This is a genomic window from Pseudomonas aestuarii (assembly GCF_027988105.1).
Lineage (GTDB): Bacteria > Pseudomonadota > Gammaproteobacteria > Pseudomonadales > Pseudomonadaceae > Aquipseudomonas > Aquipseudomonas aestuarii.
On record NZ_JAQJZJ010000001.1, the window covers coordinates 448,374 to 461,297 of the forward strand.

General features: G+C 62.3%; 10 protein-coding genes. 7 read left to right on the top strand and 3 right to left on the bottom strand.

What is annotated here, in order from left to right:
- Window positions 1-37 precede the first annotated feature (37 nt).
- Together PH586_RS02035 and PH586_RS02040 are read right to left on the bottom strand one after the other, a co-directional pair.
- Window positions 38-730 (bottom strand): response regulator, encoded by a 693-nt coding sequence (locus tag PH586_RS02035; RefSeq protein WP_271346102.1) that lies wholly within the window; start codon window positions 728-730, stop codon window positions 38-40.
- Window positions 705-4,112, bottom strand: a complete 3,408-nt coding sequence (locus PH586_RS02040; protein WP_271346103.1) for a hybrid sensor histidine kinase/response regulator — start codon at window positions 4,110-4,112, stop codon at window positions 705-707. The genes PH586_RS02035 and PH586_RS02040 overlap by 26 nt, the downstream gene beginning before the upstream one ends.
- Window positions 4,113-4,402: 290 nt before the next feature.
- On the opposite strand from PH586_RS02040, the gene urtA reads away from it, so the two are divergent.
- The 7 genes from urtA (at window position 4,403) to PH586_RS02075 (ending at window position 11,425) form a co-directional block, all read left to right on the top strand.
- Window positions 4,403-5,647: an urea ABC transporter substrate-binding protein gene (gene urtA / locus PH586_RS02045; protein ID WP_271346104.1), complete on the top strand. Its 1,245-nt coding sequence runs from the start codon at window positions 4,403-4,405 to the stop codon at window positions 5,645-5,647.
- A 136-nt stretch (window positions 5,648-5,783) separates the two neighbouring features.
- Complete coding sequence (urtB, locus tag PH586_RS02050; protein ID WP_271346105.1) at window positions 5,784-6,704, top strand: urea ABC transporter permease subunit UrtB; 921 nt, start codon at window positions 5,784-5,786, stop codon at window positions 6,702-6,704.
- A 103-nt stretch (window positions 6,705-6,807) separates the two neighbouring features.
- Entirely contained in the window at window positions 6,808-7,995 is a 1,188-nt protein-coding gene (gene urtC / locus PH586_RS02055; RefSeq protein WP_271346106.1) for an urea ABC transporter permease subunit UrtC, read from the top strand.
- Entirely contained in the window at window positions 7,992-8,753 is a 762-nt protein-coding gene (gene urtD, locus PH586_RS02060; RefSeq protein WP_271346107.1) for an urea ABC transporter ATP-binding protein UrtD, read from the top strand. Before urtC ends, urtD begins: the two co-directional genes overlap by 4 nt.
- An 81-nt stretch (window positions 8,754-8,834) precedes the next feature.
- On the top strand, window positions 8,835-9,524 hold the full coding sequence (gene urtE / locus PH586_RS02065) for an urea ABC transporter ATP-binding subunit UrtE (RefSeq protein ID WP_271346108.1): 690 nt from the start codon (window positions 8,835-8,837) through the stop codon (window positions 9,522-9,524).
- 232 nt (window positions 9,525-9,756) lie between these two features.
- Window positions 9,757-10,986: a formamidase gene (gene fmdA, locus PH586_RS02070; RefSeq protein ID WP_271346109.1), complete on the top strand. Its 1,230-nt coding sequence runs from the start codon at window positions 9,757-9,759 to the stop codon at window positions 10,984-10,986.
- Window positions 10,987-11,077: 91 nt separating this feature from the next.
- On the top strand, window positions 11,078-11,425 hold the full coding sequence (locus PH586_RS02075; RefSeq protein ID WP_271346110.1) for an FmdB family zinc ribbon protein: 348 nt from the start codon (window positions 11,078-11,080) through the stop codon (window positions 11,423-11,425).
- Window positions 11,426-11,497: 72 nt separating this feature from the next.
- Here PH586_RS02075 and PH586_RS02080 read toward each other — a convergent pair whose 3' ends face one another.
- On the bottom strand, window positions 11,498-12,871 hold the full coding sequence (locus PH586_RS02080) for a chloride channel protein (RefSeq protein ID WP_271346111.1): 1,374 nt from the start codon (window positions 12,869-12,871) through the stop codon (window positions 11,498-11,500).
- Between the last annotated feature and the right edge of the window lie 53 nt (window positions 12,872-12,924).

Genomic DNA, 12,924 nt, shown 5'->3' on the forward strand with positions numbered 1-12,924 from the left:
CGGCTGGCCGCGCCTCGGGCTAACCCAGCCTAGGTTTCTACTCCCGTTCGGCCATTGCTGCCATGGCCACTGAGGTGGCTGCGGTACGGGTCTCCACGCCGAGTTTCACGTAGACGTGCTCCAGGTGCTTGTTCACCGTGCGCGGACTAAGGCTGAGAATGTCGCCGATATCGCGGTTGGTCTTACCGCAAGCCACCCAGCTCAATACCTCCACTTCGCGTTCGGTCAGGGCAAAGCGCGTCGACAGGGTCGCATAGGCCGGCTCGTTGTTCAGGCTGATATCCCGTGGTGCGGCAGCCGTACGGGCGGATTGGAGGATCTGCGCGGTACGCAGGTGCGAGGCGACCCGTGCCAGCACTTCGTCGGTGTGGATAGGTTTGGTCACGTAGTCGATGCCGCCAGCGGCAAAACCTTCCACCACATGTTCACTGTCGGTCAGCGCGGTCATGAACAGTACCGGGATATCGGCTGTCTGCGCCTCGGCTTTGATCCGCCGGCAGGTTTCGAAGCCATCCAGGCCCGGCATCATCGCATCGAGCAGGATCAGGTCCGGGCGTCGGCGCTGAATGCGGTTGATGGCGCTGAGACCGTCGAGTGCCACCAGCACCATGTAGCCGGCATCGTCGAGGGCGTCGGAGAGCAGGGCCAGGTTGTCCGGGGTGTCGTCGACGATGAGAATCACGCCGTGGTCGGCGGCCGCTCGTTCAGCGGGTGATGTCAGCACGGTCATGGTCGGTCTCCTTGAGTTGGCGAGTGAGTTCGTCCAGCCGGAAACCTTTCGCCAGTGCCCGCAGTGGTGCGGTGAAACGGGCATAGTCGGACGACTGCTGGTCGATGGCATCCAGCTTGTCCTGCAGGCCGCGCACATAACCGAGTGCCGCCAGTTCGCGCAACGCCTCCAGGTCGCTGGACTTGGGCAGGCGCTGGGGGCCGGTGAGTGGTTCGGGAATGTCGTGGCGAGTGCGGTGCAACCAGGTCAGCTTGAGCTGTTTCTGGATGCGTTCGAGCAAGTGCGGGGTATGCACGGGCTTCGCCAGGTAATCGTTGCAGGTGGCGGCCACGCTGCGATCGCGGTCGTCGGCGAAGGCATTCGCCGAAATCACGATGATCGGCGCCTGCGACAGGGCATTGCGGCGGATCAAGCGGCTGGTTTCCCAGCCATCCATCTGCGGCATCGACAGGTCCATCAGAATCAGGTCCGGGTGCAGAAGTGCCACTTGGCGGATGGCTTCCTGGCCGCTGGCGGCTTGGGCGATATTGAAACCCAACGGTTCGAGCATGCCGGTCAGCACGCGCCGGTGTTCGATATGGTCATCAACCACCAGGATCAGCCGGCGCGGACCGTGGTAGCCGATAATGTCGTGTGCCACATGCACCACCGCCTGCGGCACGCGTACCTCGGAGAGGAACAGGCGCACCTGGAAGTTGGTGCCTTGGTCGGGCACGCTGCGCACCGATAGTTCGCCGCCCATCAGCGAGGTGAGCATGCGGGTGATGGTCAGGCCGAGGCCGACGCCGTTGTCTTGGCGCATCAGGTCGCCGCGTTCGAAGGGTTGGAAGATCCGCTCGATTTGCTCGGGGTCGATGCCGATGCCGGTATCGGCGATCTCGAAGTTGGCGGTCTCACGCAGGTAGCTGACATGCAGGCACACTTCGCCACTGTCGGTGAAGCGGACGGCATTGCCGAGCAGGTTAATCAGGATCTGCCGCACGCGCTTTTCGTCACCGCGCACCACCGCCGGCACGCGGCCCAGTACCTCCAGGCGAAAGCGCAGGCCTTTCTCCTCGGCCTGGGGAGCGAACATGCGCTGCAGGTCCTGGATAAATTCCGGGAAGGCAATTTCGCTGGGCTCCAGTCGCAGCTTGCCAGCCTCGATCTTGGCCACGTCGAGCAGGCCGTCGATCAGCGACAGCAGGTGCGAGCCGTTGCGCAGTATGGTCGCCAGGGCATCCTGATGGCGCTCGGGCAGGGCGTCGTCACGTTGCAGGATCTGGGTATAGCCCATGATGCTGTTGAGCGGGGTGCGCAACTCGTGGGACAAGCCGGTGACATAGCGGCTCTTCGCCGCATTGGCCGCCTCGCTGGCCTCCTTGGCCTTTTGCAGCTCCTCGTCGGTGCGCCGGTGCGCCTCGATTTCCTGCATCAACAGCACGGTCTGTCGATCCGACTCTTGCTGCGCCACGCTGCGGCTTTCTCGGGTCAGTACCACCCACCAGGCGAGGATTGCGGCGAACAGCGAGAGGGTCAGAAAGGCTTTGAGAAAGGCTGGATAGAGGCTCTTCTGCAATTCCGGAAAATGCGGCAGCAGACCATGAGACACCTGCCCATAAATCATCGTCAGGGAGCCAAACAGCAGCAATACCAACAGCGCCAGTAAACCCAGGTACTGAGCCAGACGGCTATGCAGGTGTGGGATGCAGCGCTTGGGCAGCAGCCAGCGGGCGAAGTTATCCAGTTGTTCGCTGAGACGTGCCTGGGGCTTGCAGGCGTCGCCGCAGCGCGCGTCCAGCGAGCAGCACAGTGAGCAGATCGGCGTACTGTAGGCTGGGCAGAAGGCCATGTCGGCGCGCTCGAAGGCATTACTGCACAAACCGCATTCCAGGGTTTGCTGGGTGCTGACGGGAAACAGCAGCTGTAGCTGCGGCTCGCTGGTGCGCGCAATGTAGTAGCGACCCTTGGTCAGCCAGGCAATTAGCGGCGCGACGATAAAGGCCGAGATCAGCGCCACCATCGGCGAGGCGGCCTGGGCCAGTTCACCAAACCACCCGCAGTAGGCGAGGATCGACAACAGTGAGGCGCAGAGCATGGCGCCGACCCCGACCGGGTTGATGTCGTACAGGTGGGCGCGTTTGAACTCGATATGCTTGGGCGACAGGCCCAGCGGCTTATTGATCACCAGGTCGGCGACCAGCGCGCCGATCCAGGCGATGGCGATATTGGCGTACAGGCCGAGTACCTGCTGGATTGCATCGAATACGCCCAACTCCATCAGCATCAGGGCGATAGCCACGTTGAATACCAGCCATACCACGCGCCCTGGGTGGCTGTGGGTGACGCGGGCGAAGAAGTTCGACCAGGCCAGCGAGCCTGCGTAGGCGTTGGTCATGTTGATCTTGATCTGCGAAATGATCACGAACAGGACCATGGCCCCCAGCGCCCACTGCGGCGAGCTGAATACGTAGCTGAAGGCCACCAGGTACATCTGCGTGGGTTCGGCCGCGCGTTCGAGGGGGATTTCATGCTGCAGGGCGAGGAAGGCCAGGAAGGCCCCGGCAAGCATCTTCAGGGCGCCGGGAATGATCCAGCCAGGTCCCGCCATCAGCAGCGCGGCCCACCAGCGCTTGCGATTGGCGGCGGTTTTTTCCGGGAGGAAACGCAGGTAGTCGACCTGTTCGCCAATTTGCGTCACCAATGCCAGCGCGACGGTACAGGCGGCGCCAAACAGCAGGAGGTTGAACGTGCCACCTTCTCCTTCGCGACCGCCGAAGGAGGTCAGGTCGACCAGCGCCTCGGGGTTCTTCCACACCACGAATACATAGGGCAGCACCAGCAGCAATAACCACAGTGGCTGAGTCCACATTTGCAGGCGGTTGATCAGGGTGATGCCGTACGCCACCAGCGGAATCACCATGACCGAACAAATCACGTAAGCCAGCGCCAGCGGGATCTTGAAATAGAGCTCCAGCGCCAGAGCCATGATCGCCGCTTCGAGGGCGAAGAACAGGAAGGTAAAACTCGCGTAGATCAGTGAGGTGATCGTCGAGCCGATATAGCCGAAGCCCGCGCCGCGGGTCAGCAGGTCCATGTCCACACCATAACGCGCCGCGTAGTAGCTGATCGGCAGGCCGGTGAGAAAGATCACCAGGGCCACTGCGAGCACTGCCCACAGGGTGTTGGTGAAGCCGTAGCTGATCGCCAGAGCCCCGCCGATGGCTTCCAGAGCCAGGAACGACACCGCACTCAGGGCCGTGTTGGCGATGCGCAGTTCCGACCATTTGCGAAAGGATTTCGGCGTGAAGCGCAGGGCATAGTCTTCCATGGTCTCGTCGGCGACCCAGCTGTTGTAGTCGCGGCGGATCTTGACGATGCGCTGAGTACCGGTGGCTTGCACGAAAGCGGTTCCTTGGTCTGTACGCCTGGCCTGTAGGGCGTCATGCGAAATAGCAAGAAACATGCCCCTGCCCGGCAAGCCTGCTGCCGGTGGGCCCGGGCATCGGCCAGACTGTTTTTCGGGCGCGATTCTGCACCTTTAAGGTGCGTCTGCCCCTACGTCAGATGACGTACGCCGTTACGTCAACCTGCGTATACCCAGCTCAACTCGGGCAACCGCATGCTTGCTCCAACCCCAATCTGGTAACCGCAAGGCGAGCCGGAGCGGAACAACCACAGAGGAGCAAGACCATGGATTCTCGACTAACCGGTGCGAAACACTTACTTCCCCGGCGCCTGACGCTGAGTGCCGCCGCACTCTCGCTGATGGCTGCCAGCGTGTTCAGTCAATTCGCCGTTGCAGACGCTGCCAACACCACTGGTCTGGCAGTGACCGACACCACCGTGACAGTCGGTCAGCTGCACTCCGCGACTGGCACCATGGCTATTTCCGAGACGGGCTCGATTCAGGCTGAACGTCTGGCCATCGACCAGATCAACGCTTCCGGCGGCATCCTCGGGCGGCAGATCGAGGTGATTCAGGAAGACGGTGCCTCGGACTGGCCGACCTTCGCCGAGAAAGCCAAGAAGCTGCTTGAGAGCGACAAGGTGGCTGCCGTATTCGGTTGCTGGACCTCGGCTTCGCGCAAAGCGGTGCTGCCAATCTTCGAGAAAGACAACGGCCTGCTCTACTACCCGACCTTCTACGAAGGCTTGGAACAGTCGAAGAACGTGATTTACACCGGTCAGGAAGCCACTCAGCAGATCCTCGCCAGCCTCGACTGGATCGCCAAAGAGAAGGGCGCCAAGACCTTCTACCTGCTGGGTTCTGACTACATCTGGCCGCGCACCTCGATGAAGATCGCCCGTAAGCACATTGAAAACGTACTCGGCGGCAAGGTTGTCGGCGAAGAGTACTACCCGCTGGGCAACACCCAGTTCGGCTCGCTGACCAACAAGATCAAGCTGAAGAAACCGGACGTGGTCTTTGCCGCAGTAGTCGGTGGCTCAAACGTGGCGTTCTACAAGCAGCTCAAAGCCGCGGGCATCACCTCGGACAAGCAGACCCTGCTGACCATCTCCGTGACTGAGGATGAAATGCTCGGTATCGGCGGCGAAAACATGAAGGGCTTCTACTCCTCCATGAAGTACTTCCAGACCCTGGATAACCCTAACAACAATAAGTTTGTTGCGGAGTTCAAGGCCAAGTACGGCAAGGACTCGGTCATCGGCGACGTGACTCAAGCAGGCTACCTCGGTCCATGGCTGTGGAAAGCGGCGGTGGAAAAAGCCGGCAGCTTTGACGTCAACAAAGTAGTGGCAGCCTCTCCCGGCATTGAACTGACCACCGCGCCGGAAGGCTACGTGAAAGTTCACGAGAACCATCACCTCTGGAGCAAGGCGCGGATTGCCGAGATCCAGGCCGACGGTACTTTCACCGTGGTTCACGAGTCCGAACTGATCGAGCCGAATCCGTTTCCAAAGGGCTACCAGTAAGCCTGGCGCGTACGTCCTGAGCGTACGTCGGCATGTGGGGCGATGACGGCAGGTGCCATCGCTCCCGGGCCCGTCGGGGCTAACCAGGCGGGCTCTGATCGGCCTCTTTATTTTCCACCACCGGGAGACCTCCCAGATGGACGTATCTCTTTCCGAATTCGGCGCGATTGCCATCATGCAAGGCTTTAACGGCCTGTCGGTGTTCTGCGTGCTGCTGCTGATGGCGCTGGGCCTGGCGATCATTTTCGGCCAGATGGGCGTGATCAATATGGCCCACGGCGAGTTTCTCACCGTCGGCGCCTACACCACCTACGTCATCTCCTCGTTGACCCTGCAGTACTTCCCGGCCATGCAGCCGTACTATTTCTTCTTCGCCATTATTGCCGCGTTCGTTATCGCCGGCGCCCTTGGCTGGCTGGTGGAATCGCTGATGATCAGCAAGCTTTACCACCGGCCGTTGGATACCTTACTGGCCACCTGGGGCTTGTCGCTGGTCATGCAGCAGGCGTTTCGCTCGATCTTTGGCGCTCGTGAAGTGGGCGCGGAAATGCCCGCCTGGATCATGGGCTCGTGGGCCCCGTCCGAGGCCATCGACATTCCCAGGAACGGCCTGTTCGTGATGGGCCTGACCTTGCTCTGCACGGTCACCATCTTTCTCATGCTCTATCGCTCGCGCTGGGGCCTGCAGGTGCGCGCCACCATGCAGAACCGGGTGATGAGCCGCGCGGTAGGGATCAATACCAAGAAGGTTGACCGCATGACCTTCGCCCTTGGCTGTGGCGTGGCCGGGGTGGCTGGCGCGGCCTTCACCACGATCGGCTCGACCGGGCCGACGGCCGGCTCGCTGTACATCGTCGACACTTTTCTCACCGTGGTATTCGGCGGCGCGGCGAGCCTGGTGGGCACCATCGCTTCGGCGTTCAGCATCGCCCAGGCGCAATCGCTCATGGAGTTCTTCCTCTCCGGCTCGATGGCCAAGGTACTGACCCTGTCGGCGGTGATCCTGATCCTGATGGTGCGTCCACAGGGGTTGTTCTCGAGCAAGGTGCGCAAGTGATGCTTATGTCGTTTGACGCAGGCGCCAGCGTGCTGGCGATGGACCCCGCAGGTGCCGGTGCGCTGGTGCCTGCGGGGCTGATGCAAAGCCCTAGGAGCCGTCCATGAAAAATGCATACGAAAGCCTACTGGGTGGCAAGCAGGGGGCCATTGGTCTGCTGGTGCTGGCCGTCCTGATCCTGGTGGTATTCCCGTTGGCGCTGGACTCCTTCCGCCTGAGCATGGTGGGTAAATACCTGACCTACGCCTTCGTCGCTGTCGGCCTGGTCCTGTGCTGGGGCTATGGCGGCATTCTCAGCCTGGGCCAGGGTATTTTCTTCGGCCTCGGTGGCTACTGCATGGCGATGTTTCTCAAACTTGAGGCATCGGACCCAGAGAGCACCAAAATCCAGTCGACCCCGGGTATTCCGGATTTCATGGACTGGAACCAGATCACCGAACTGCCGATGATGTGGCAGCCGTTCCACAGTTTCAGCTTCACCCTGCTGGCGGTGCTCGCAGTGCCGACGCTGTTGGCCCTGGTGATTGGCATCGCGATGTTCAAGCGCCGCGTCGGTGACGTGTACTTCTCTATCGTGACGCAGGCCATCGCCGCGATCCTGACCATCCTCATCATCGGCCAGCAGGGTCTGACTGGCGGGGTCAATGGCATCACCGACCTGCGCACCCTGAACGGTTGGGATATCCGCGATGACAGCAGCAAACTGATCCTCTACTTCGTCAACGCCGCACTGTTGATCGGCTGCGTATTACTTGGCCGCTTCGTTCTGACTTCCAAACTCGGGCGCCTGCTGATGGCCATGCGCGACAAGGAAGAGCGGGTGCGGTTTTCCGGCTATGACGTGGCCAGCTTCAAGATCTTCGTGTTTTGCCTGGCGGCGGCCTTCTCGGCCATTGGCGGGGCGATGTTTGCCTTGCAGGTCGGCTTCATGTCGCCGAGTTTCGTCGGCATCGTGCCGTCGATCGAGATGGTGATTTTCGCCGCCGTGGGCGGGCGCATGTCGTTGCTCGGCGCGGTTTACGGCACGCTGCTGGTGAGTTTCGGCAAGACCTACTTCTCCGAGAGCTTCCCAGAACTGTGGCTGTACCTGATGGGTGGCCTGTTCATTGTGGTGGTCATGTACTTCCCCAATGGTCTGGCTGGCCTGTGGGAAAGCCATGGGCGCAAATGGCTGTCGCGTTTTGCCCTGGGCAACAAGGTGTTTGGTCAGTCGGTAGTCAAGGCCCGGGTCATGAGCCCAGTGAAAGTTGCTACGCCGCAACCCTCCCGTGAACTGGAGACCACGCCATGAATAGTCCCGCTGGATTTCAGGCCGCCAAGCCGGTGTTGTCGATCGAGGGGCTGAGCGTGTCCTTCGATGGCTTCAAAGCGGTTGATAACCTCAACCTGTATGTCGACCGTAACGAAGTACACGTGGTCATCGGGCCTAATGGTGCAGGCAAGACCACGCTGCTCGATCTGATTTGCGGCAAGACCAAGGCCACCGCCGGCAGCATCGATTTCGACGGCCGTGAACTGAGCAAGATGCGCGAGTACGACATCGTTCGTGCCGGAGTCGGGCGCAAGTTTCAGAATCCATCGATTTACGAAAATCTGACGGTGTTCGAGAACCTGGAAATGTCCTATCCCAAGGGCCGCAAGGTGTTTGGTGCGCTGTTCTTCAAGCGTAGCGCCGAGGTGATTGCGCGGGTCGAGGAAGTGGCTGCGGAAATCTTCCTCAGCGAGTTGTTGGATATGCAGGCCGACCTGCTGTCGCACGGCCAGAAACAGTGGCTGGAGATCGGCATGCTGCTGATGCAGGACCCGGCGCTGCTGATGCTCGACGAGCCGGTGGCCGGCATGAGCGTCAGTGAGCGGGTGCAGACCGCCGAGCTGCTCAATCGCATCAGTCAAGGCCGTTCGGTACTGGTGATCGAGCATGACATGGAATTTGTCAAAAGCATCGCCCACCGGGTCACTGTGCTGCACCAGGGCACGGTGCTGGCTGAGGGCAGCATGGAGGCGGTGCAGAGTAATCCGAAGGTGATCGAGGTGTACCTGGGGCATTGATCGCCGGCACTCAGCTTTGTCGGTGGGCACGCTTGGTGTTGTCCACCTGACCCAAACAACTTGGCGGCAAGGAGTTCAAGCATGTTCCAGATCACCAATCTCGTGTCCGGCTATGGCCAGAGCCAGATCCTTCACGAACTCAACCTCGACGTGGCGAAGAAGGAAATCGTCGCGGTCATGGGCCGTAACGGCATGGGCAAGACCACCCTGTTCAAGAGTCTGATGGGCGTATTGCCGCAATGGGGCGGGCAGATCAGCGTAGACGGCCAGGACGTGTCGGCGATGGAAACCCATGAGCGGGTCGAACGCGGCATCGCCTATGTGCCGCAGGGGCGGATGATCTTCTCGCACATGACGGTGCTGGAGAACATTCAGACCGGTCTGCCGGCCTCGGCCAGGGGCAAGGTGCCGGATGACCTCTACGCGCTGTTCCCGGTGCTGCAGGAGATGCGTAACCGCAAGGGCGGCAACCTCTCCGGCGGTCAGCAACAGCAACTGGCCATCGCCCGTGCACTGGCGACCAACCCCAAGGTGCTGCTGCTGGATGAGCCGACCGAGGGCATCCAGCCGTCGATCATCAAGGACCTCGCCCACAAGCTGAAGGAGATCCGCAATCTGCGTGATCTGACCATCGTCGTTTCTGAACAGGTGCTGTCGTTCACCATGGAAATCGCCGATCGCTTCCTGGTGATCGAGAAGGGCAAGTTCGTGGTCGAGGAGAGCCGCGACAAGGTCGACGAGACGATGATCAGCCGCTACCTGTCGGTCTGACGGGCCTCTTTCCTGGCGCGTGGCTATCCGCGCCGAGCGCTGTTCTTGATGCTGGCATAGGCCTCTATGCCGGCATCTTTTCGTCTTTCAAAAACGCCCTGCAGGCCCCATGGTTGCCGGCTTTCGCCTACGTCATTCGACGTATTTGCGGATTTTCCCCGACGTTCAAGACTAGCTCCGTACCCCGGCGCCATGGCGCCAAGTCCCTAGCAATGGTCCCAGGAGCTTTGTCATGACCGATACCCTGATCAAGGTCGACCTCAATCAGCCTGCCACTGAAAACGAGCAAATCCACAACCGCTGGCATCCGGATATTCCGATGGCCTGCTGGGTCAAGCCGGGCGAGGATTTCATTCTCGAAACCTATGACTGGACCGCCGGCGCGATCAAGAACAACGACGATGCCTCAGACGTGCGCGACGTTGACCTGTCCACCGTGCATTACCTCTCTGGCCCGGTCGGTGTGCATGGCGCCGAGCCCGGTGACCTGCTGGTGGTCGACCTGCTCGACATCGGCGCAATGGCCGACTCGCAGTGGGGCTTCAACGGCTTCTTCTCCCGGCAGAACGGCGGCGGCTTCCTTACCGATCACTTCCCCATGGCGCAGAAGGCCATCTGGGACTTCAAGGGGATGTTCACCAGTTCGCGACATATCCCCGGCGTCAACTTCGCCGGTTTGATCCACCCCGGTCTGATCGGCTGCCTGCCGGATCACAAGATGCTGGCCGACTGGAACAAGCGCGAGCAGGAACTGATCGATACCGACCCGCACCGCGTACCGGCCCTGGCCAACCCGCCGATGGCGCCGACCGCGCACATGGGCAAGATGAAAGGCGAGGCCCGCGACCTGGCCGCGCTGACCGGGGCGCGCACCGTGCCGCCGCGCGAGCATGGCGGCAACTGCGACATCAAGGACCTGTCGCGTGGCTCGAAGATCTTCTTCCCGGTTTATGTCGACGGCGCCGGCTTGTCGGTGGGCGACCTGCACTTCAGCCAGGGCGACGGTGAAATCACCTTCTGCGGCGCTATCGAAATGGCCGGCTGGGTACACATGAAGGTCGAGCTGATCAAGGGCGGCATGGCCAAGTACGGGATCAAGAATCCGGTGTTCAAGCCCAGCCCGATCACTCCGAACTACAAGAACTACCTGATCTTCGAAGGCATCTCGGTGGACGAGGCGGGCAAGCAGCACTACCTCGACGTCAACATCGCCTACAAGCAGGCCTGCCTCAATGCCATCAACTACCTGACCAAGTTCGGCTACTCGCCGGCCCAGGGCTATGCGCTGCTCGGCTCTGCGCCGGTGCAGGGACATATCAGCGGTATCGTCGACGTGCCCAACGCCTGCGCCACGCTGTGGTTGCCAACCGAAATCTTCGACTTCGACATCAACCCCAATGCATCCGGCCCGATCAAGTACCTCGACGGCAGCATCGACCTGCCTATCGCGCCGGACAAGTGAGTTCTTCACCCGGGCGGGGTTAGGGTTTTGGACGGCGCTTGCCCTGCCCGGGTGGCGGACACCCAGATAATTCGAGTTTCAGGAGTCAGCGATGCCGACCTATGAATATGACTGTGCGGGCTGCGGTGACTTCACCCAGTTACGGCCAATGGCTGACCGCGACCAACCCTGCGCTTGCCCGTACTGCGGTAGCCAGAGCCAGCGGGTGATCCTCTCCGCGCCGGGGTTGGCGACTATGTCGGGCAGCCAGCGCCGTGCCATCACCGCCAACGAGCGTAGCGCTCACGCACCGCAGACCCTCGATGAATACAAACACTCGCGCAAGCACCCCAAGGGCTGCGGTTGCTGCACGCCAAACAAACCGCTGGCACCCACCCAGACCAACCCGCATGCGCTGAAGGGCAAGCCGGCCGGACGGCCGTGGATGATCAGTCATTAAGGCGTTTATTGCCGTAACAGGCGGCCAGGCCCGCGCCAGTTCATCGCCTGGCGCAGCAGCTGGCCTGAAAATCTATCGGGGTGGGGCGTCAGCGGCGGGTGGCGTGGGCGGCTTGTCCCGCAGCGGCGCGATGCTGTCCAGCAACTGATTGGCGAAGGCGCGATACAGCGCCACCGGCGAGATGCGTGCGGAAATGCTGCTGGCCAGCAGGCTGGCGGCGAGGATCGGCAGGGCCATGTCCTGGCTGTGCGACAGCTCGATGGTGATCACCGTGGCGGTCAGTGGCGTGCGGGTCACGCCGGCCAGGTAGGCGGCCATGCCGAGCAGGCCGGCGGTCTGCAGGTCGATCCCGGGAATCCACTCGACCAGCCAGGGCGCCATGCCGGCGCCGACCGCCAGCGACGGCGAAAACAGGCCGCCGGGGATGCCGGCCAGGTAGGACACCACGTTGGCCAGGAACTTCCACAGGATGAACAGGGCATCGGTCTGCGGCTCGCCTTCGAGCAGGGCGCGGGTCTCGGCGTAGCCGGTGCCGAACACGTGCTGGCCGGAGATCACCCCGAGCACCACCAGGACCAGGCCGCAGGCGCCGGCGAACAGCACCGGGCGGCGTGCCCGCCAGGCGCCGAGCACTGCCAGCGGGCCGCGCCTGGCCGGCAGCACCAGGCGGCAGTAGAGACCGCCGAGTACCCCGCCGAGTACCCCGCAGGCCAGCACCGCCAGCCAGGCGCGGCTCAGCGGCAGCGCGGCGCTGAGTTCGCCGAAGTAGCTGTAGCGGCCGACCAGGCCGAGGGTGACCATGCCGCCGATCAGTACGGCCATCAGGATCAGGCCATTGAAGCTCTGCTCCATGCGGTGGCTGAGTTCCTCGATGGCGAACACCACGCCGGCCAGCGGGGTGTTGAAGGCGGCGGCGATGCCGGCCGCGCCGCCGGCCATGATCAGCCCGGACAGGGCATGGCGGCCATGCAGGCCGAGGCGCCGGCCGAAGTTGTACATCAGCGCCGCGCCCACGTGCACGGTGGGGCCTTCTCGGCCGACCGAGGCGCCGCAGAGCAGGGCGACCACCGTCAGCAGCATCTTGGCGATGGCCACCGGTACCGCCAGCAGCTGGTTGCGCAGGCGCGTCGAGGGCTGTTCCAGGCAGGCGATGACCTGGGGGATGCCGCTGCCCTTGGCCTCCTTCAGCCAGCCCTGGGTCAGCCAGGCGAGCAGGGCGAAGCCCAGCGGAGTGACCAGCCAGGGCCAGTAGACGCTCTGCTCCAGCAGCCATTCGAACTGCTCGAAGGCATGGTCGGCCAGCCAGGCGAACGCCAGGGCGATCAGGCCAACCAGCAAGGCGCCGATCCAGAAGGCCGCACGCTGGCGCAGGCTGCGCAAGCGCCGGCGCCGCTCACGCAGGCGCTGGGTGGGGGACAGGGCAATAGGTGGCGAGGGGTTTTCCATGGTTTCCCGGGATCGCAGGCGCTCTGGAATGCTCAGTGTAGCGCGCCGAGCGT

What these genes read in the sequence shown, in the direction of transcription:
- PH586_RS02035 (WP_271346102.1), bottom strand. Translation starts at nt 730, where the DNA reads ATGACCGTGCTGACATCACCCGCTGAACGAGCGGCCGCCGACCACGGC.
- urtA (WP_271346104.1), top strand. Translation starts at nt 4,403, where the DNA reads ATGGATTCTCGACTAACCGGTGCGAAACACTTACTTCCCCGGCGCCTG.
- urtB (WP_271346105.1), top strand. Translation starts at nt 5,784, where the DNA reads ATGGACGTATCTCTTTCCGAATTCGGCGCGATTGCCATCATGCAAGGC.
- urtC (WP_271346106.1), top strand. Translation starts at nt 6,808, where the DNA reads ATGAAAAATGCATACGAAAGCCTACTGGGTGGCAAGCAGGGGGCCATT.
- urtD (WP_271346107.1), top strand. Translation starts at nt 7,992, where the DNA reads ATGAATAGTCCCGCTGGATTTCAGGCCGCCAAGCCGGTGTTGTCGATC.
- urtE (WP_271346108.1), top strand. Translation starts at nt 8,835, where the DNA reads ATGTTCCAGATCACCAATCTCGTGTCCGGCTATGGCCAGAGCCAGATC.
- fmdA (WP_271346109.1), top strand. Translation starts at nt 9,757, where the DNA reads ATGACCGATACCCTGATCAAGGTCGACCTCAATCAGCCTGCCACTGAA.
- PH586_RS02075 (WP_271346110.1), top strand. Translation starts at nt 11,078, where the DNA reads ATGCCGACCTATGAATATGACTGTGCGGGCTGCGGTGACTTCACCCAG.
- PH586_RS02080 (WP_271346111.1), bottom strand. Translation starts at nt 12,871, where the DNA reads ATGGAAAACCCCTCGCCACCTATTGCCCTGTCCCCCACCCAGCGCCTG.